This window comes from Bauldia sp., assembly GCF_965232525.1.
Taxonomy (GTDB): Bacteria; Pseudomonadota; Alphaproteobacteria; order Rhizobiales; family Kaistiaceae; genus Bauldia.
The window spans coordinates 511,317-527,240 of the sequence record NZ_OZ246980.1 but is presented as its reverse complement, the minus strand read 5'-3'; the positions used below and the strand labels follow the sequence as shown (position 1 = coordinate 527,240).

The 15,924-nt window shown below is 65.2% G+C and carries 20 protein-coding genes; 8 read left to right on the top strand and 12 right to left on the bottom strand.

Going from position 1 to position 15,924, the window contains the following annotated elements:
- Positions 1 to 33: 33 nt before the first annotated feature.
- Together ahcY and ACO076_RS02460 are read right to left on the bottom strand one after the other, a co-directional pair.
- A complete protein-coding gene (gene ahcY / locus ACO076_RS02465) occupies positions 34 to 1,434 on the bottom strand; it encodes an adenosylhomocysteinase (protein WP_421725155.1) in 1,401 nt (466 codons plus the stop codon).
- 91 nt (positions 1,435 to 1,525) lie between these two features.
- The gene (locus tag ACO076_RS02460; protein ID WP_421725154.1) at positions 1,526 to 2,716 is read right to left on the bottom strand and encodes a multidrug effflux MFS transporter; all 1,191 of its coding nucleotides are present in this window, start codon (positions 2,714 to 2,716) and stop codon (positions 1,526 to 1,528) included.
- A gap of 75 nt (positions 2,717 to 2,791) precedes the next feature.
- On the opposite strand from ACO076_RS02460, the gene ACO076_RS02455 reads away from it, so the two are divergent.
- The gene (locus ACO076_RS02455; protein ID WP_421725153.1) at positions 2,792 to 2,944 is read left to right on the top strand and encodes a hypothetical protein; all 153 of its coding nucleotides are present in this window, start codon (positions 2,792 to 2,794) and stop codon (positions 2,942 to 2,944) included.
- A 21-nt stretch (positions 2,945 to 2,965) separates the two neighbouring features.
- Here ACO076_RS02455 and ACO076_RS02450 read toward each other — a convergent pair whose 3' ends face one another.
- From ACO076_RS02450 to ACO076_RS02415, 8 genes are all read right to left on the bottom strand, one after another.
- Positions 2,966 to 3,256 (bottom strand): HPr family phosphocarrier protein, encoded by a 291-nt coding sequence (locus tag ACO076_RS02450; protein WP_421725152.1) that lies wholly within the window; start codon positions 3,254 to 3,256, stop codon positions 2,966 to 2,968.
- Positions 3,256 to 3,657, bottom strand: a complete 402-nt coding sequence (locus ACO076_RS02445) for a PTS sugar transporter subunit IIA (RefSeq protein ID WP_421725151.1) — start codon at positions 3,655 to 3,657, stop codon at positions 3,256 to 3,258. The genes ACO076_RS02450 and ACO076_RS02445 overlap by 1 nt, the downstream gene beginning before the upstream one ends.
- Before the next feature lie 139 nt (positions 3,658 to 3,796).
- The gene (locus ACO076_RS02440; protein WP_421725150.1) at positions 3,797 to 4,249 is read right to left on the bottom strand and encodes an HPr kinase/phosphorylase; all 453 of its coding nucleotides are present in this window, start codon (positions 4,247 to 4,249) and stop codon (positions 3,797 to 3,799) included.
- Positions 4,246 to 6,021, bottom strand: a complete 1,776-nt coding sequence (locus tag ACO076_RS02435) for a stimulus-sensing domain-containing protein (protein WP_421725149.1) — start codon at positions 6,019 to 6,021, stop codon at positions 4,246 to 4,248. The genes ACO076_RS02440 and ACO076_RS02435 overlap by 4 nt, the downstream gene beginning before the upstream one ends.
- A gap of 25 nt (positions 6,022 to 6,046) precedes the next feature.
- Positions 6,047 to 6,748 carry a response regulator transcription factor gene (locus tag ACO076_RS02430; RefSeq protein WP_421725148.1) on the bottom strand — a complete coding sequence of 234 codons (702 nt, stop codon included), beginning with the start codon at positions 6,746 to 6,748 and terminating at the stop codon, positions 6,047 to 6,049.
- Between the two features lie 153 nt (positions 6,749 to 6,901).
- Positions 6,902 to 7,402 carry a signal peptidase II gene (lspA, locus tag ACO076_RS02425; RefSeq protein ID WP_421725147.1) on the bottom strand — a complete coding sequence of 167 codons (501 nt, stop codon included), beginning with the start codon at positions 7,400 to 7,402 and terminating at the stop codon, positions 6,902 to 6,904.
- Positions 7,395 to 8,231 (bottom strand): TrmH family RNA methyltransferase, encoded by an 837-nt coding sequence (locus ACO076_RS02420; protein ID WP_421725146.1) that lies wholly within the window; start codon positions 8,229 to 8,231, stop codon positions 7,395 to 7,397. The genes lspA and ACO076_RS02420 overlap by 8 nt, the downstream gene beginning before the upstream one ends.
- Positions 8,224 to 9,174 (bottom strand): class I SAM-dependent methyltransferase, encoded by a 951-nt coding sequence (locus ACO076_RS02415; RefSeq protein ID WP_421725145.1) that lies wholly within the window; start codon positions 9,172 to 9,174, stop codon positions 8,224 to 8,226. Before ACO076_RS02415 ends, ACO076_RS02420 begins: the two co-directional genes overlap by 8 nt.
- Before the next feature lie 212 nt (positions 9,175 to 9,386).
- On the opposite strand from ACO076_RS02415, the gene ACO076_RS02410 reads away from it, so the two are divergent.
- The 7 genes from ACO076_RS02410 (at position 9,387) to bfr (ending at position 14,457) form a co-directional block, all read left to right on the top strand.
- On the top strand, positions 9,387 to 10,016 hold the full coding sequence (locus ACO076_RS02410) for an SRPBCC family protein (protein WP_421725144.1): 630 nt from the start codon (positions 9,387 to 9,389) through the stop codon (positions 10,014 to 10,016).
- 7 nt (positions 10,017 to 10,023) lie between these two features.
- Positions 10,024 to 10,494, top strand: a complete 471-nt coding sequence (locus ACO076_RS02405; protein ID WP_421725143.1) for a (2Fe-2S)-binding protein — start codon at positions 10,024 to 10,026, stop codon at positions 10,492 to 10,494.
- 12 nt (positions 10,495 to 10,506) lie between these two features.
- Positions 10,507 to 11,307 carry an FAD binding domain-containing protein gene (locus ACO076_RS02400; protein ID WP_421725142.1) on the top strand — a complete coding sequence of 267 codons (801 nt, stop codon included), beginning with the start codon at positions 10,507 to 10,509 and terminating at the stop codon, positions 11,305 to 11,307.
- 63 nt (positions 11,308 to 11,370) lie between these two features.
- Positions 11,371 to 12,423 carry a phosphate ABC transporter substrate-binding protein PstS gene (gene pstS / locus ACO076_RS02395; protein WP_421725141.1) on the top strand — a complete coding sequence of 351 codons (1,053 nt, stop codon included), beginning with the start codon at positions 11,371 to 11,373 and terminating at the stop codon, positions 12,421 to 12,423.
- A gap of 38 nt (positions 12,424 to 12,461) precedes the next feature.
- Entirely contained in the window at positions 12,462 to 13,592 is a 1,131-nt protein-coding gene (locus tag ACO076_RS02390; protein WP_421725140.1) for a hypothetical protein, read from the top strand.
- Positions 13,593 to 13,652: 60 nt separating this feature from the next.
- Positions 13,653 to 13,940 (top strand): (2Fe-2S)-binding protein, encoded by a 288-nt coding sequence (locus ACO076_RS02385; RefSeq protein ID WP_421725139.1) that lies wholly within the window; start codon positions 13,653 to 13,655, stop codon positions 13,938 to 13,940.
- A gap of 31 nt (positions 13,941 to 13,971) precedes the next feature.
- Positions 13,972 to 14,457 carry a bacterioferritin gene (bfr, locus tag ACO076_RS02380; RefSeq protein ID WP_421725138.1) on the top strand — a complete coding sequence of 162 codons (486 nt, stop codon included), beginning with the start codon at positions 13,972 to 13,974 and terminating at the stop codon, positions 14,455 to 14,457.
- A 9-nt stretch (positions 14,458 to 14,466) separates the two neighbouring features.
- Here bfr and ACO076_RS02375 read toward each other — a convergent pair whose 3' ends face one another.
- The gene (locus ACO076_RS02375) at positions 14,467 to 15,480 is read right to left on the bottom strand and encodes a glucokinase (protein WP_421725137.1); all 1,014 of its coding nucleotides are present in this window, start codon (positions 15,478 to 15,480) and stop codon (positions 14,467 to 14,469) included.
- 10 nt (positions 15,481 to 15,490) lie between these two features.
- Positions 15,491 to 15,901, bottom strand: coding sequence for a methylglyoxal synthase (locus tag ACO076_RS02370; RefSeq protein WP_421725136.1), 411 nt, complete (start codon positions 15,899 to 15,901; stop codon positions 15,491 to 15,493).
- Positions 15,902 to 15,924: the final 23 nt, after the last annotated feature.

Here is a 15,924-nt window from a genome sequence, read left to right as displayed (position 1 = left end):
GCTGCGCCCACCCGGCGGGGTGGGCGCCGTTCCTCAGTAGCGATAGTGCTCCGGCTTGTACGGGCCCTCGGCCGGGACGCCGATGTAGCTCGCCTGCTCCTCCGACAGCTCCGTCAGGTTTGCGCCGACCTTGGCGAGGTGCAGGCGCGCGACCTTTTCATCGAGCATCTTGGGCAGGGTATAGACCTGCTTGTCGTATTGGTCGGTGTTGGTGAACAGCTCGATCTGCGCCAGCGTCTGGTTGGTGAAGCTCGCCGACATGACAAAGCTCGGATGGCCGGTGGCATTGCCGAGGTTCACAAGGCGGCCCTCCGACAACAGGATAATGCGCTTGCCGTCGGGAAACTCGATCTCGTCGACCTGCGGCTTGACGTTGTGCCACTTGTAGTTCTTGAGCGCTGCCACCTGAATCTCGGAATCGAAGTGGCCGATGTTGCAGACGATGGCGCGGTGCTTCATCTCGCGCATATGATCCAAGGTGATGACGTCGATGTTGCCGGTGGCGGTGACGAAGATGTCGGCCTGGGGCGCCGCGTCGTCCATGGTGGTCACCTCGAAGCCTTCCATGGCCGCCTGCAGCGCGCAGATCGGGTCGGCTTCGGCGACCAGCACCCGGCAGCCGGCGCTCCTCAGGCTCGCCGCCGAACCCTTGCCGGTGTCGCCGTAGCCGGCGACCATCGCCGTCTTGCCGGCCATCATCACGTCGGTGCCGCGGCGGATACCGTCGACCAGGGACTCGCGGCAGCCATAGAGGTTGTCGAACTTCGACTTGGTGACAGAGTCGTTGACGTTGATCGCCGGAAACAGCAGCCGGCCATCCTTGGCCATCTGGTAGAGGCGATTGACACCGGTGGTGGTCTCTTCGGTGACACCTTTGATGTCGCGCGCGTGGTTCGTGTACCAATCTGGACTATCGGCCAGGCGCTTCTTGATGGTGGCGAAGAGGACTTCCTCCTCTTCGTTGGTCGGGTTGGCGATCACCGACAGGTCGGTTTCCGCCTGCATGCCGAGATGGAGAAGGAGCGTCGCGTCGCCGCCGTCGTCGAGGATCATGTTGGCGGTGCCGCCGTCATCCCATTCGAAGATACGATGGGTAAAGGTCCAGTATTCCTCCAGGGTCTTGCCCTTATAGGCGAAGACGGGCGTTCCGCCCGCGGCGATCGCCGCGGCGGCGTGATCCTGGGTCGAGTAGATGTTGCACGACGCCCAGCGAACCTCGGCGCCGAGCGCCTGTAAGGTCTCAATCAGGACGGCGGTCTGGACGGTCATATGCAGCGAACCGGCGATCCGCGCGCCGCTGAGGGGCTTGGATTCGCCAAACTCCTCGCGCGTCGCCATCAGACCGGGCATCTCGGTCTCGGCCATGGCGATTTCCTTGCGCCCCCAGTCGGCAAGGGTGATGTCCTTGACCACGTAATCGTTGAATTCCGGCATTTGCGGGCTCCTCACATCGGAGAAATTAGGAGGTTTGAGCGTGGTTATAGCGGCCCTGGGAGCGGGCAGCAATAAGGATATAAAGATTTCTTTATGCGATTGCCGGGCGCAGCGAGAGGGTGCGCGAGGTGATGATCAAGGCGAGCATGGCGCAGACCGACATGGTCGCCGCCAGCGGCAGCGCGGTGCCGTCGAACAGGGCGCTGACGATCCCGGCGCCGACGGCGCTCATGCCAAACTGAAGCGTGCCCATCAGCGCCGACGCGGTTCCCGCCTTGTCGCCATAGGGATCAAGGGCCAGAACGGTGCCGGGCGCCATGACGAAAGCGAGCCCGGCGAAGGTGATCCAGATCAGCGGCAGGGTCAGGTAGATCGGGTCTATGCCGGTGAGCGTCATCAGCAGGAACAGGGTGCTGCCCGCCGCGGTGACCGACACGGCGACATAGACAAGGCGCTCGGCGCCAAGGCGGCGCATCGCCGGCGCGCTGAACTGGGCGAGGCCGATGCCGACCACGGCACAGGTGGCGAACAGGATGCTGTAGAGCCACGCCGGCAGGCCGTGGACGCCCATGAAGAAGAATGCCGAACCGACGACGAAGGAAAACAGCACCGTCTGGATCAGCCCGGTGATCATGGTCAGCGCCATGAAGCGCCCGTCGAAGAAAAATGCGCCATAGCCGGAGAAGGCGCGCGCCAGGCTGCGCCGGTCGCGTTTCTCCGGTGGCAGGGTTTCCGGCAATTGCCACAGCACCACGACGAGGCCGAGGGCGCCGGTCAGCGCGAACACCCAGAACACCGAGCGCCACGACAGTGCGGCGATCAGAAACGTGCCGGCCATCGGCGCCAGCAGCGGCGATACGCCGAGGACGAGAAAGGTGAGCGCCAGCAGGCGGGCGGCTTCGGGGCCGGTATAGAGGTCGCGGATCACGGCGCGAACGATCACCGCGGCCGAGCAGATGCCGAAACCCTGGACAAATCGCAGGGCGATCAGGGCGTCCATGGTCGGTGCGTAGATGCAGCCGACCCCGGCGGCGACGAACAGGATCAGCCCACCGATCAGCGGCAGGCGCCGGCCATAGGCGTCGGCGAGTGGCCCATAGACTGGCTGCCCGACCGCCAGGGCCAGGAAGAAGGTGACGAGCGTCATCTGCGCCGCGCCGACATCGGTGCCGAAATCGGCGGCGATCACGGGCAGGCCCGGCATGTACATGTCGATCGCGATCGGGCCGATCGCCGACAAGAGGCCGAGCACCAGCGCGAAGCGGGTGAATCCGGGGTTCATGATGGGTGGCCCAGGGCGGCCGAATAGCCGCAAACCCCACACCTATCGTCTGAAGCCATCTCCGGGCAAGTGATCGTGGTCACAAGCCCCTGCGTCGTCGCGACGCTGACCGTTGGCCGTCTTGCCGGGTTGGGCGCCGCCGACGGCGCGGGCGGCAAGGACGCCAAGCTGGTTGCGAAGCGCGATGCCGGCCTTGCGCTGAGCAAGGACGATTTCGTCATCCTGTAAGCCGAGGTCGGGCGGCGGCTTCTAGGATTCCTCGCCGAAGCGTTCGGCGACCAGTGTTTCGAGGGCGGCGAGGGCCGCTTCGGCGTCCGGGCCCTCGGCCGCGACGTGGATCGTCGATCCGGCGGCGGCGGCCAGCATCATCAGGCCCATGATCGACGTGCCGCCGACTGTAGTGCCGTCCTTGGTCACCTCGATGGCGGCGTTGAACTCCTCGGCGCAGCGGACGAACCGCGCCGCGGCCCGCGCGTGCAGCCCGCGCTTGTTGCTGATGGCGAGGTCGCTTTCGAAGCGGTCTTGCGTCGCCTGGCCCATTACTTGCCGTTGAGCACCTGGCTGGCGACGTTGATGTATTTGCGGCCGGCCTCCTGAGCCTCCGCGACCGCTTCGGAAAGCGGCTTCTCGCCGCGCACGCTGGCGAGCTTGATCAGCATCGGCAGGTTGGCCCCGGCGATCACCTCGACCTTGCCCTCGTCCATCACCGATATGGCGAGGTTCGACGGCGTGCCGCCAAACATGTCGGTGAGCAGGATGACGCCGGAGCCGTCGCTGACCCGGCCCACCGCCTCGAGTATGTCCTGGCGCCGGCGCTCGACATCGTCGTCGGGGCCGATCGAAACGGTTTCGATGAACGCCTGCGGTCCGACCACATGCTCGAGCGCGGCGCGAAACTCGACGGCGAGCTTGCCGTGGGTGACAAGAACAAGTCCGATCATACGGTGTTTCTGGTCTCGTGCTGTCAGCCGCCCCGTTTGGTCCGGATGAAGGCGCGGGCTCCAGGCCCAGGCGGTCGTCCGGGGCCGCGTATCATGACCGAACGATGCTGCAACGCAAGAGGCAAGCGCGCCAAGGATTTCAGCCGGCTTCGTCGGGTGGGCGCAGGGTCAGCGCCGCCAGGACCCGGTTGGGCAGATCGAACTGGCCGATCGGCAACCGCAAGAAGGGCAGCGAAACCCCTTCGATCATCGTGGTCGCGTCGGCGTTATCCGGGATACGCGGGCATTCGGCCATTGGCCTCAGATCGACCACCAGATGGATCGCCGATGGGCCGAAATGCGGGTAGCGGACGATCCCGACACTACGCACTTCGAGCAGTCCGGCAAGGCTTTCGGGCGCCGACGCGAAAACCTGATCGTCGCGGACCGTGAGCACGACCCGATCGTCGGCGATCAGCGCGGCGGCTTCCGGCGCGATGGTCAGCAGACCGAGCGCCAGCGATGACTTGCCGCTGCCCGACGCGCCGCGGATAAGCACGCCGGTGTTGCCGACGCGAACCGCGCTGGCGTGGATCGTCGGCGCGCCGTTCATGCCTGCGGCAGCACCACCGTGAACCGGGCGCCGATCACCTCCGGCGGTTCGCCGGGCTTGTCGGGTTCTCGATACCGATTTTCGGCCGTGATCCAGCCGCCATGGGCTTCAACGATCTGCTTCGAGATCGACAGGCCGAGCCCGGAATTCTGGCCGAACGACTCGCTGCCCGGCCGATCGGTGTAGAAGCGCTCGAAGATGCGCTCGAACTGATCGGCGCGAATGCCCGGTCCGTCATCGTCCACGGCTATCTCGATATTGCCGTTTCGCGGCCTCAGCCGAACCGTGACGGTGCCGCCCTTGCGGCAGAAGGAACGGGCGTTGTCGATCAGGTTGTTGAACACCTGGCCGAGCCGGATGTCGTGGCCGAGCACGAAGTAGTCGGCCGGATCGGCGTTTTCGATCTCAAGCGCGATCTTGGGGCCGACCTCCGGGATCGTCTCGCGCACCATCTGGACCACGGTCTCGAGCACCTGGCACATATCGACCGGTTCGGCGTCCTGGCGGGCCAGCTCGGCGTCGAGGCGCGAGGCGTTGGAGATATCGCTGATCAGCCGATCGAGCCGGCGCACGTCATGCTGGATGATCGTCGCCAGCCGCGCCTTGGCTTCCTCGGTCTTGGCGAGCGGCAGCGTCTCGACGGCGCTGCGCAGGGAGGTCAGCGGGTTCTTCAGTTCATGGGCGACATCGGCGGCAAAACTCTCGATCGCCTCGATCCGGTTGTAAAGCGACGTTGTCATCTCCCGGATGGCCTGGCTGAGATGGCCGATCTCGTCGCCGCGATGGCTGTAGTCGGGGATTTCGGGTCGCGACTTGACGCCACCGCGCACCCGTTCGGCGGCTGCCGCCAGACGGCGGAGCGGCGCGGCGATGGTCCCGGCGAGCAGGATCGACAGGAGCACCGTGACCCCCGCCGCGACGACGAAGACGCGGACGATCGCGAGCCTTTCGGCATAGACGATCGCGTCGATGTCGCCGCCTTCGGTCGAGAGTAGAAGCGCCCCGTAGACGGTGCGGTAGCGCTGGATTGGCACCGCCACCGTGACCATCATCTCGCCGCGGTCGGTGACACGCACCACGCTTTGCGGCGCCGCGTCGAGGGCGCGCACGACCTCCGGATAACCCTTGCCGTTGGCGCCGCCGAGTTCCTTGTAGATCGGCAGGTCCGACCGCTGCATCCAGGAATTGACCCACTGCCAGAATCGGTCGAACAGCGACGGCTCGTCGGCGAGCGGCGGCGGTAGGTCGAAGCGCAGAATCTGGCCGCGCGAATAAAGGTTGCGGGAGTCGACGACCAGCGTGCCGTCGTGGTCGTAGACCCGGGCGCGGGTCCGTGTCGGCGACACCAGCCGCCGCAGGATCGGGGCGACCCGTTCCGGGTTGATGGCGAATTCGTGGGCGTCGAACACCTGATCGATCGGCGACAGGCTTTGTCCCGCTTCCAGATCGAGCAGGTCGTCGGGATCGATACTGATGATCTCGGTTTCGCGGGTCGCCGAGGTGGCGATCGCCCCGGCGATGATCTCGCCCTGGGTGAGCAGGCTCTGGACCCGCGCTTCGGTCAGCCCGGCGCGGAACTGGTTGAGGTAGAGGATGCCGGAAACGAGGACGAGCAGCGCCACCAGGTTGAGGACGACAATCCGCCGGGTGAGGCTGGAGAAGGCGTGAAGGCCGACGAACCGGGTGATCCGCCGCAGCGCGCGGGTGCCCCGGCCGGGCTTGCTCGTTTCCGCCGGTTCGACGAGAGGTCGATTCTCCGCGCTGACCGCCATCTCCCAATTGGACCGATCGTTTCGGTCAGACCTCCTTGAACCGGTAGCCGACCCCGTAGAGCGTTTCGATCATATCGAACTCCGAGTCGACCACCTTGAACTTCTTGCGTAGCCGCTTGATATGGCTGTCGATCGTCCGGTCGTCCACATAGACCTGATCGTCATAGGCGGCGTCCATCAGCGCGTTCCGGCTCTTGACCACCCCCGGCCGGTGGGCGAGGGCGTAGAGGATCAGGAACTCGGTGACGGTCAGCGTGACCGGCTGACCCTTCCACGTGCAAGTATGGCGCTCCTGGTCCATCGACAAGGCGCCGCGATCGAGGATCTGGGCGGTTTCGGTCTGCTTCGGCTGGCCGGCGTCGCGCGGCTGAAACCGCCGCAGCACCGCCTTCACCCGTTCGACCAATAGCCGCTGCGAGAACGGTTTCTTGATGAAATCGTCGGCGCCCATCTTGAGACCGAACAGCTCGTCGATCTCGTCGTCCTTGGAGGTCAGGAAGATGACCGGCAGGTCGGTCTTCTGCCGCAAGCGCCGCAGCAGTTCCATCCCGTCCATGCGGGGCATCTTGATGTCGAGGATCGCCAGATCCGGCGACGCCGCCTCGAATCCGTCGAGGGCGGACGCGCCGTCGGTGTAGGTCTGCACCCGGTATCCTTCCGATTCCAGGGCGATGGACACCGAGGCGAGGATATTCCGGTCGTCATCGACAAGGGCGATCGTCGGCATGATGGTCTCCGTTTTGGCCGGCGGGAGAAGCCGCCCGGACGGGTCGGCGATCGGACCCATGCCCGGTAGATCGTGCGAAAATGTGGCAACGCAATCTATCCGATCGCGGTGTCACCGCCAACCGCGTCAACGACTTAGCACTCTGTCTCGCGGTCACGAGGTTCCCGCCGACTGTCGCCGCGGCCACAGGTAGATGATGACGAGAATCGCCGGTCCGAAGGTCAGGGCGGTGTCGGCGAGGTTGAAGACGAACAGCGTCATCGTGCCGGTGTGAAGCAGAAGAAAGTCGATCACATAGCCATGGATCGCGCGATCGATCAGGTTGCCGAGCGCGCCGCCGACGATCAGTGCGTAACCGACCGTCGCCCATCGCCCGCCTTCATTGGATTGCGCCCACAGGATCAGGACGACGACCGTGATCACCGCGGTCAGGACGATGAGCGGCCAGCCACCGAACCCGGCGAGAAAGCTGAAGGCGATGCCGGGATTATGGACCCGGTGCAGTGCCAGAAACGGCAGTACATCGATGGTTACGCCGAAAGGCAGCATGGCCTCGGCGATCGCCTTGCTGGCCTGGTCGACGAGGATCGTCGCCGCGATAACCGATAGGCCGAGGCGCGACAGCGGACCGGATGGCGGCGTCAAGTCAGTCATCGATCGGAAACCGGTGGCGGGCGGCTTCGAACAGCATGACCCCGGTGGCGACGGCCAGATTGAGGGAATCGGCGCGGCCGGCCATCGGGATCTTGACCAGCCTGCGGCAGGCGTCGGCGAGCGCCGGCGAGAGGCCCGCCTGTTCGGCGCCCATCACGAGCAGCAACGGCCCGCGATAGTCGGTCCGCCGGTAGTCGATGGTGGCGGCCAGGTGGGTGCCGACGATCGGTCCGGGCCATGCGGCCATCCAGCTCAATACCTCCTCTTCCCGCGACCGGGTGAGGGTCACGTTGAAGATTGACCCCATCGTGGCGCGGACCGCCTCGATCGAGAACGGATCGACGGTATCGCCGACCAGGATCACGCCCGCGCCGCCGACCGCGTCGACGGTGCGCACGATCGTGCCGAGATTGCCGGGGTCGCGCGCCTGTTCCAGGACCACCCAGACGGCGTCGTCCTTCGGTCGGATCGCCTTCAGCGGCGCGGTCTTCTGGTCGAAGACGCCGATGACCGTCTGGGGATTGTCGCGGCGGGTGATCTTGGCGAGCACCGCCGGGCTGACCACCACGATATCGCCACCCCGCGATCGGGTCTTGGCGGCGAGGCCCGCGACCCGGTCGTCTTCGCCGATGGCTGCCGTGTGGACCAGGGTGCGGATCGGCCAGCCGCTGTCGGCGGCATCGGCAACCAGCTTCAGACCCTCGGCGACGAACCGGCCGCTGGCGCGGCGGTTCTTGGCGAGCGCCAGGCCGCGGATCTCCTTGACGATCGGGTTGGCCAGGCTGGTGATGCGCAGCACCTTTCCCGGTGCAGCTCGCCGCTCACCCATTGGGGGACCAGCGCGAAAAGAGCGAGGTCGACAGCGCCCGACCGCCATCCTCCTCGCGGATCACCAGTTCGCCGGACTCCAGCGTTCCGCCCGCCTCGGCGAGGCACTCGGCCGACAGTTCGTGGATCGAAAGAAACGAGGCACGGATCGCATAGGCGGTGAGGATCAGGAATGCCGGCGTGTCGGATAAGAGGCCGACGCACGCCCGTAGCAGGTCGGGCAGGTCGTCGAAGATGTCCCAGGCCTCGCCCTTCGGGCCCCGCCCGAACTTTGGGGGATCGAGGATGATGCCATCATAGCGGTTGCCGCGCCGGACCTCGCGCCCGACGAATTTCGCGGCGTCTTCGCAAATCCAGCGGATCGGCAGGTCGCCAAGCCGCGCCACCGTCTGGTTCTCCCGCGCCCAGCCGATCGCCTTCTTCGACGCGTCGATATGGACGACCTCCGCGCCCGCCTTCGCGGCGACCAGCGAGGCGATGCCGGTATAGGCGAACAGGTTGAGCACCCGCGTCGGCCGCCGGGCCTGCCGGATCTGCTCCGCCAGCCACTGCCAGTGGGTCGCTTGCTCGGGAAACACCCCGACGTGACGGAAGGAGGTGAAGCGGCCGAGGAAGTCGATGCCGTCGTAGGTCATCGGCCAGGTGTCCTTGAGCCGGCGCGGCATCCGCCAGCGACCGTCGGCCTCATCGTCGCCGATCCCGACAAAGGTCGCATCAGCACCGTCCCACTCGGCGGCGGGAAGTCGTGGCGTCCAGATCGCCTGCTCCTCCGGTCGGACGATGCGGTAACGGCCGAAACGCTCGAGCTTGCGGCCGCCGCCGGTGTCGAGCAGCGCGTAGTCGGGCCAGCCGGCGGTTTCCAGCATGACCGGGGCGCGGGCCGTGAGCGATCGGCCGGCATTGCCGGTTGTCGCCTTCCGCAGGGTCGGGCTTGCCTTCTGCATTTTACGGTTCGGGTTCTGGACGATGCGCCCTTGTAGCGACGCGTTTCGAATGAATCCAACTCTTGCCGACCGTGACCGGGCCATGCAACGATAATGCAAAGGCGCCTGCAGCGTGACCGCAACGGCCACCTGCGGCATCGGAACAACCCGCCATCGCCCTCCGCGAACGGGAGACAATCAGACGGCGTACCGTCTCCAGGGGCCCATCACGTATGGAAATGTCAGGCGAATATCGCATCCCGGCCAGTCGGGAGAGGGTCTGGGACGCGTTGAACGACCCGGAGACGCTGAAGGCGTGTCTTCCTGGTGCGAAGTCGCTTGAGAAGGTCTCGGACACCGAGATGAAGGCCGCGGTCGAGGCCAAGGTCGGACCGGTCAAGGCGACATTCACCGGCCAGGTGACGCTGTCCGATATCGACCCGCCGAACGGCTACACCATCACCGGCGAAAGCAAGGGCGGCGCGGCCGGGTTCGCCAAGGGTGGCGCCGAGGTCAAACTCGCCGAGGACGGCGCCGACGCGACCGTACTGACCTACACTGCCAAGGCGCAGGTCGGCGGCAAGCTCGCCCAGATTGGTGCCCGGCTGGTCGATGCGACCGCCAAACAGATGGCCGACCAGTTCTTTGGCGCCTTTGCCGAGCGGCTGGGTGCCGGCAAACCGCCTGACGACAAGGGCGAGGAAGCGGTGGTCGCCGACGTGATCGAGGATCCGGAGGTGACGGCGGAGGCGGTCGAAGAACAGCTTGAGGTCGCCGCCGGCAAGGGAGTCCTCGGCGGTCCGTATGTCTGGGGGCTGATCGCGCTACTGGTCGTGATCGTCCTGATTTTGATCTTCCAGTGAGGGGTGGATGACGAAGGTCGAGCTAAAGGTAAACGGCACGCCGGCGAGCGCCGAGGTCGAGGACCAGGCGCTGCTGGTCGAACTGCTGCGGGAGCACCTGAAACTGACGGGAACCCACGTCGGCTGCGATACGTCGCAGTGCGGCGCGTGTGTCGTGCATGTCGACGGCGTGGCGGTGAAGTCGTGCACGATGTTCGCGGTTCAGGCGGACGGGGCCGAGGTGCTGACTATCGAGGGCGTCGCTACCGGCGATCGGCTCCACCCGATGCAGGAGGCGTTCCGTGAGCATCATGGACTGCAGTGCGGTTTCTGCACGCCCGGCATGGTGATGGCGGCGCTCGACATGGTGCGCCGCCACGGTCGCGACCTCGACGAGGCGACCATCCGCCACGATCTTGAAGGCAACATCTGCCGCTGCACCGGCTATCAGAACATCGTCAAGGCGATCAAAGCCGGCGCCACAGCGATGACTGGCTGACGGGGGATCGGAATGTACAAGACGCGATACCATCGTCCGACCGATCTCGCCGAAGCGGTGATGCTGATATCCGGCGCCGACGACGGCCGCTTTCTCGCCGGCGGCCAGACACTGATCCCGACCATGAAACAGCGGCTCGCCGCGCCGACCGACGTGGTTGATGTCGCCCGGCTGGAGGCGCTCTCCGGAATCCTGGTCGACGCCGATAGGGTTTCGATTGGCGCCGCCGTGACCCACGCGGCGGTCGCAACGTCTGAAGACGTGCGCGACGCGATTCCCGCGCTCTCCGACCTCGCCGCCATGATCGGCGATCCCGCCGTCCGCCACCGGGGCACCCTTGGCGGTTCGCTCGCCAATAACGATCCGGCGGCGGACTATCCGGCGGCGGTGCTGGCGCTGGAGGCGACTATTCACACCGATCGGCGCGAGATCGCGGCCGCCGACTACTTCATGGGCATGTTCACCACGGCCCTCGAAGATGACGAGCTCATCACCCGGGTGGTCTTCCCGGTACCGGAGCGAGCCGCCTACGCCAAGTTCAAGAATCCGGCCTCCCGCTACGCTATGGCCGGCGTGTTCGTGGCGCGGATGAAAGACGGGGCCGTGCGGGTCGGGGTCACCGGCGCAAGCGGCGACGGCGTCTATCGCGCCGCGGAGATCGAAGCGGCGCTGCTTGCCAACTGGAGCGCGGACGCGATTCAGCCGCTCACCGTCGATACCGCGGGCATGCTCTCCGACATCCACGGGTCGGCGGCGTACCGTGCCAATCTGGTCAAGGTGATGGCCAAACGCGCTGTGGCCGCCATCGCTTAGCCTGCTTCATTGCTCTGTCACATATCCTTCCTAGTCGAGGAAGGTGTAGCCGGGAGGGGCGGAATGCGGTCGATCCGGCCGACGACGACTGCGCGGCACAGCCGGGATCGGCGGTGGGGCCGGCGTTGGCTTCATCTGGCGGTGCTGCTGGGCGCGCTGTTGATCGGCGACAGGGCCGCCGCGCAAGTCGTCATCGATGGCGCCGGGGCGAGTTTCTCGACGCGTTTGATTGAGGCCTGGGCCTCCGCTTTTCACCGCGACAACGGTGACGTGATCGTGTCCTTTCGTCCGATCGGCAGCGCCCGAGGGGTTGCCCTGTTTCTGGGCGACACGATCGATTTCGCCGTGTCCGATACGCCGCTCACGCCGGAGCAGCGCCGGGAAACGCCGATGGGCGTTGTCGAGCTACCGCTTGCGGCGGGCGCTCTCGTGCTGGCTTTCAATGTTCGCGGTGTCGACACACTCAATCTCAGCGGTGAGATCGTTGCCGGCATCTTTCTTGGCGAGATCAACACCTGGGATGATCCGCGGATCCAACGTCTCAACCCCGACGTCGTGCTCCCGGCGATGACCATCGTTCCGGTTCACCGGTCGGAGGGTAGCGGCAGCACATTCGCCTTCACCAGATATCTGGCCGCTGAAAGCGAAGCGTGGAGACGCGGGCCCGGTATCGGGCAAACCATCCGTTGGCCGACCGGGCCGGGATCGCTTGGAACGTCGGGGCTGCTGCTCACGGTCCAGAAAACACCCGGGGCGATTGGCTATGTCGACTTCGGCCGGGCGCGATCGGCGGAGGAACCGATCGGGATCGCCGCACTGGGGGACGACGATGGCCCGTTCATCTCGCCGAATTCAGATACCATTCGCGCCGGTCTGCTCGCCCTTGATGGGGCCGACAATGACCCGACGGCGCAGGTCTATCCGATCGTAATCGTCACCCGTTTCGTGGCCCACCGGGATTACGGCAACGCGAGCTTGGCCGCCGCCATCCGCCGGTTCGTTCGCTTCGGCCTCGCCAGGCCGGCCGACGACAATGCCACGCTCGGTTTCGTCGACTTGCCGGGCGATATGCGATCGCAAACGGAGGCGATGATTGCCGATATCGGGCCGCAATGACGATGGCCGCTCGCCTTGCGCCGGAGAGGACCCGTCAGATGGCTGGCGCCTGGCCCGCCGCGGTGCGCGCCGCCGGTCGATGGGCCGCGATCGGATTGGCGTCGACCCTTCTCGCGATCAGTGCGGCGACAGCCCAGGAAACGCCCGTGTCATCGGCGCCCGCCGGGCTTGATCAGGCGCCGGCATGGGTCAGCGAGCCCAGCTTCGCCCTGCCGCCGGATACGGCAAGACCCACTCTTGTACTCGCCGGCCTCCATCTGCACGAGATCACCGACGTTCGTCTCGGCGAGCAGGAATTCACGGCGATTGTCACCCTGACGCAGCATTGGAACGACCCGCGCCTTCGGTTCGAACCCTTCGGCGGGTCGAACAAGCTGGAGTTTCAGGAAGAGACCGCGCGCGAGGTTTTGAACAATATCTGGTCGCCGGCGATCATGTTCTACAATGCCATTGGCAACAACCTGGTGCCAAACACGTTGCTCACCGTCTATGCCGACGGCTTTGTCAATCTTGAGACCCAGGTCACGGTGCGTAGCTCCTACGAAGCGCGGTTCAGGTCATTTCCTTTTGATATTCAACGTTTTGATGTGGTTCTCACCATCTTTGGGCAGCGCAACGATTCATTCAGACTTGAGCCCATGTGGTTCACCACGTGGCATGATGGCGCGGAAATCGTTCCAGCCGACTATGACATCGTTGACACGACCTTCAGCGCGGGCGACATCGAATTCCTTGAAGACACTTATTCACCAGCGATTACATTCTCGATCGATGTTGAAAGGCGGGGCGGATATTATTTGTGGCGCCATTTTCTGCCACTCATCGGCGTCATCATTCTAATGTGGACGGTTTTCTTCATAACGAGGACGAGTTTTCACGACCGACTCAAGATAATATCGATTGCTTTTCTTACAGTCATAACCTTGTTGCTTTGGGTTAACCGCGACCTTCCGCGAGTACCTTACCTGACGACGATTGGCATCTTCTACGGATTGACGGCGATGATGGCGGTCGGTGCCATCCTCGAGTCCTTGATGGTCAATCACTACGTGCAAACCGATCGCATGGACCGTGCCTTCTGGCTCGACCGGCTGTCGCGCTATATGTTTGGCGTGGCGTTCCTCTTCGCGCTTGCCATCGTTGTCTTCTATGCGGCGTACTTCCGCTGAACGGTCCTGCTAGCGAGCATCCGATTGCGGGTCGGCGCCGCCCATGTCATTTGATCGTCTATGATCGTGTGTTCCTGCAATGTGATCACCCGCGCCCGGATTGCCGAGGCGGCGAGAACGCTTGCGCGGGACACGCCGGACCGACCGGTGACCGCCGGGCGGCTGTTCAAGGCGCTTGGCGGCCGGCCCAACTGCGGCACCTGTCTCGGAACGCTCGGACACATCGTGACGGAGGCAGGAATCGATTTTGCCGGCCCGAGAGCGTTTGTGTCCGACATCAGCAGCGACGTGGTCGAATCGCTCGTCGACATCGACAAGTCGTTTGACGATCCGCGCGAGCAGCCTTAGTTTGGAATGATTGTAATATTCGGAGTGACCCATGAAAGGCGACCCCAAAGTCATCGACTATCTCAATCAGTCGCTGCGCCACGAGCTCACCGCGGTGAACCAGTATTGGCTGCACTACCGTCTGCTTGAGGACTGGGGATATGCCAAGCTCGCCCGCAAGGAGCGGGCGGAATCGATCGAGGAAATGCAGCACGCCGACAAGCTGGCCGAGCGGATCATCTTCCTCGAAGGGTTCCCCAACATGCAGCAGCTCAACCCCTTGAAGATCGGCCAGAACATCAAGGAGGTCCTCGAGGCGGACCTGGAAGGCGAATATGACGCCCGGCGCCTCTACAACGAGGCGCGGGAAGTCTGTCGGGCCACCGAGGACTATGTCTCGATGAAGCTGTTCGAGGACCTGCTCGCCGACGAGGAAGGTCACATCGACTTCCTCGAGACCCAGCTCAGCCTGTTCAACGACATTGGCGCCGAACGCTACGGTCTCCTCCAGGCCGACTCGGCGGAATCAGGGGACTGACGCCAACCCTCAGCTTTGCCAGCGCCGGCCACCGAGCTCGACGCCAAACCCATGCGGCCGGCGGGCGAAGTCGGTGATGCCGGCGAGCGCGGCGTCGCGCTTGACGATGACCGCGGTGGCGATCCCTTCGAGCAGGTCGGCGTGGGGTTCCTTGGCGAGGAACGCCCGCCGGAACGTGCCGGACTTCAGCGCCGGCAGGATGCGCACCGGGATGCCGCCGGCGAGATAGACGCCGCCGTGGGCGGCGAACACCATCGCCAGGTCGCCGGCGAAGCGGCCGAGATAGGTGGCGAACAGATCGAGCGCCTCGACCGCGCCGTGGTCTTCGCCGTCGAGCCCCGCGGCGGTGACGTGGGCCTCGTCGTCGAGCGGCGCCGGGAATCCGTTCAGCGCGCACACCCCCTTGTAGAGACGGAGCAGGCCTGAGCCGCTGAGGATTGTCTCGGCGCTCATGCGGCCGAACGTCAGTTCGATATGCGGCCAGAGTTCGAAGTCGCGTCGGCTGACGGGGCCGAGATCGATATGCCCGCCCTCGCCGGGGATCGGCACCCACATGTTGCGAGTATGGACCAGGGCGCCGGCGCCGAGGCCGGTGCCCGGGCCGACCACGACTCGCGCGCCGGTCGGCGTCACGTTGCCGGACCCGATCGGATCGAGGTCATCCGGACCGAGGCCGGGCAGCGCCAGGGACTGAGCCTCGAAATCGTTGAGGAGGATGACGTCGTCGAGATCGAACCGCTGGATCAGCGCCTTGGGCTCGACGATCCAGTCGCAGTTGGTCAACGGTACCCGGTCACCGGTGATCGGCCCCGCCAGGGCGAGGATCGCGGTCTTCGGCGCCGCCTCCCGTTCCGCCAGCGCCTCGGCGATGGCGTCACCGATCGTGTTGAAGTCGGCGGTGCCGAGGTTGGGGATGCGGTCGATCGCCGCGTCTTCGTCGCTAAGCAACGCAAAGCGGGCGTTAGTGCCGCCGATATCGCCGATCAGGACTGGAAAAGCGAAATGCTTGATGGCGTCCGACATCATTTGGGCTCTACTGGGACTCTTCGGCCGGCCGACCGCCGAGACCGGCGTGATGGTTGATCAGCAGCTCGGCCGTCGCTCGGTTGAGGGCGAAGGGGATGTCGTAGACGATCGCCAGCCGTGTCAATGCCTTGACGTCGACATCGTGGGGCATCGGGGTGAGCGGATCGACGAAGAAGATCATCGCGTTCACTGTGCCGTCGGCGATCTTAGCGCCGATCTGCTGGTCACCGCCGAGCGGGCCGCTCTTCAGCGGCGTGATGCCCAGGGCCGGCAACGCGTCCTTGATGCGGCCGCCCGTCGTACCGGTCGCGAACAGGTCGAAATCGAGAAGCTGATTCTCGTGCTCGCGGGCGAAGGCAACGATCTCGTCCTTCTGCCGGTCGTGCGCGATCAGCGCGAGTGCCGGGCGTTGGGCCATGGCAGGTGTCCTTGGTTGGCGCT

Excerpts from the sequence above, each read along its gene's own strand:
- ahcY (WP_421725155.1), bottom strand. The coding sequence starts at position 1,434 with ATGCCGGAATTCAACGATTACGTGGTCAAGGACATCACCCTTGCCGAC.
- ACO076_RS02460 (WP_421725154.1), bottom strand. The coding sequence starts at position 2,716 with ATGAACCCCGGATTCACCCGCTTCGCGCTGGTGCTCGGCCTCTTGTCG.
- ACO076_RS02450 (WP_421725152.1), bottom strand. The coding sequence starts at position 3,256 with ATGGGCCAGGCGACGCAAGACCGCTTCGAAAGCGACCTCGCCATCAGC.
- ACO076_RS02445 (WP_421725151.1), bottom strand. The coding sequence starts at position 3,657 with ATGATCGGACTTGTTCTTGTCACCCACGGCAAGCTCGCCGTCGAGTTT.
- ACO076_RS02440 (WP_421725150.1), bottom strand. The coding sequence starts at position 4,249 with ATGAACGGCGCGCCGACGATCCACGCCAGCGCGGTTCGCGTCGGCAAC.
- ACO076_RS02435 (WP_421725149.1), bottom strand. The coding sequence starts at position 6,021 with ATGGCGGTCAGCGCGGAGAATCGACCTCTCGTCGAACCGGCGGAAACG.
- ACO076_RS02430 (WP_421725148.1), bottom strand. The coding sequence starts at position 6,748 with ATGCCGACGATCGCCCTTGTCGATGACGACCGGAATATCCTCGCCTCG.
- lspA (WP_421725147.1), bottom strand. The coding sequence starts at position 7,402 with ATGACTGACTTGACGCCGCCATCCGGTCCGCTGTCGCGCCTCGGCCTA.
- ACO076_RS02420 (WP_421725146.1), bottom strand. The coding sequence starts at position 8,231 with ATGGGTGAGCGGCGAGCTGCACCGGGAAAGGTGCTGCGCATCACCAGC.
- ACO076_RS02415 (WP_421725145.1), bottom strand. The coding sequence starts at position 9,174 with ATGCAGAAGGCAAGCCCGACCCTGCGGAAGGCGACAACCGGCAATGCC.
- ACO076_RS02410 (WP_421725144.1), top strand. The coding sequence starts at position 9,387 with ATGGAAATGTCAGGCGAATATCGCATCCCGGCCAGTCGGGAGAGGGTC.
- ACO076_RS02405 (WP_421725143.1), top strand. The coding sequence starts at position 10,024 with ATGACGAAGGTCGAGCTAAAGGTAAACGGCACGCCGGCGAGCGCCGAG.
- ACO076_RS02400 (WP_421725142.1), top strand. The coding sequence starts at position 10,507 with ATGTACAAGACGCGATACCATCGTCCGACCGATCTCGCCGAAGCGGTG.
- pstS (WP_421725141.1), top strand. The coding sequence starts at position 11,371 with ATGCGGTCGATCCGGCCGACGACGACTGCGCGGCACAGCCGGGATCGG.
- ACO076_RS02390 (WP_421725140.1), top strand. The coding sequence starts at position 12,462 with ATGGCTGGCGCCTGGCCCGCCGCGGTGCGCGCCGCCGGTCGATGGGCC.
- ACO076_RS02385 (WP_421725139.1), top strand. The coding sequence starts at position 13,653 with ATGATCGTGTGTTCCTGCAATGTGATCACCCGCGCCCGGATTGCCGAG.
- bfr (WP_421725138.1), top strand. The coding sequence starts at position 13,972 with ATGAAAGGCGACCCCAAAGTCATCGACTATCTCAATCAGTCGCTGCGC.
- ACO076_RS02375 (WP_421725137.1), bottom strand. The coding sequence starts at position 15,480 with ATGTCGGACGCCATCAAGCATTTCGCTTTTCCAGTCCTGATCGGCGAT.
- ACO076_RS02370 (WP_421725136.1), bottom strand. The coding sequence starts at position 15,901 with ATGGCCCAACGCCCGGCACTCGCGCTGATCGCGCACGACCGGCAGAAG.